Raw genomic sequence first — 883 nt, forward strand, 5'->3', positions numbered from 1 at the left:
AAAAGAAACAGTCCAGCCTAACCGTAGTGATAAAAATACTTCCTCAGTCAGCGCCAATATTGTAAACACTTTATTAGATAAACTTGATGGATTTCAACGTTCTGATAAAAAGATTGTCTTAATGGGCGCCACTAATAACCTTGATAAAATCGATTCTGCTTTACGCAGTCGTTTTAGTAAAGAAATCTATGTGGGCAATTTAAAAGATAGAGAAATTTGAAGGCTATTTCAAACATAATATTATCCCTTATCAAATTAGTTACCATACTTTCTTAGCTTTAAAAGATATTACCCAATTATGTCAAGGCAAAAACCTCTCTAACCGTGATTTAATCACCATCATCGAAGAAGCCTACAAAAAAACCGCTAAATGGCAAACAAAAAACCCAGAAACTCACGCAGTTATGTTACCTTCCGATTTAGAAGAAGCCTTAAAACTAAAATTAAAAATTAACCCTGATAATCACCAAACCAAACAACGCCGAGCAGCTTGTGAAAATCAATACGCCCAATGGAGTCAAGGAATTAATCAATATTTAGACAAACCTAAAGACGAAACTAAGATAGAATGTCGCTATACCTTCGATGGTTTAAACGGAATTAATTATTATCAACAAAAATATAACCAAACAAAATCAGAATTAAATAATATTAATCAGCGATTAACTAAAATCCACCAAGAAAACAAAATCCCCCAATTGGAACAGGAATTAACTACCTTAAAACAAACTCCTGAAAAATACGAACAAACGATTAAAGATAAAACCCAAGAAATCATTGATATTAAAAGTAAACTTAAATACCTTCAAACTAGAGAAGAAAGTTTAAGAAAAGAATTAAAACTGGTTGAAAATCGTCGCGAATCCCAACCCGAACCTTCCAA

At 32.4% G+C, this 883-nt stretch carries 1 pseudogene; it reads left to right on the forward strand.

The annotated features are described in order from the left end of the window. A pseudogene (locus ON17_RS03330) lies at window positions 1-883 on the forward strand (AAA family ATPase); the annotation flags it as partial.

The sequence above is a fragment of the Poinsettia branch-inducing phytoplasma str. JR1 genome (assembly GCF_000309465.1).
In the GTDB taxonomy this organism is placed as follows: Bacteria; Bacillota_I; Bacilli_A; order Acholeplasmatales; family Acholeplasmataceae; genus Phytoplasma; species Phytoplasma pruni.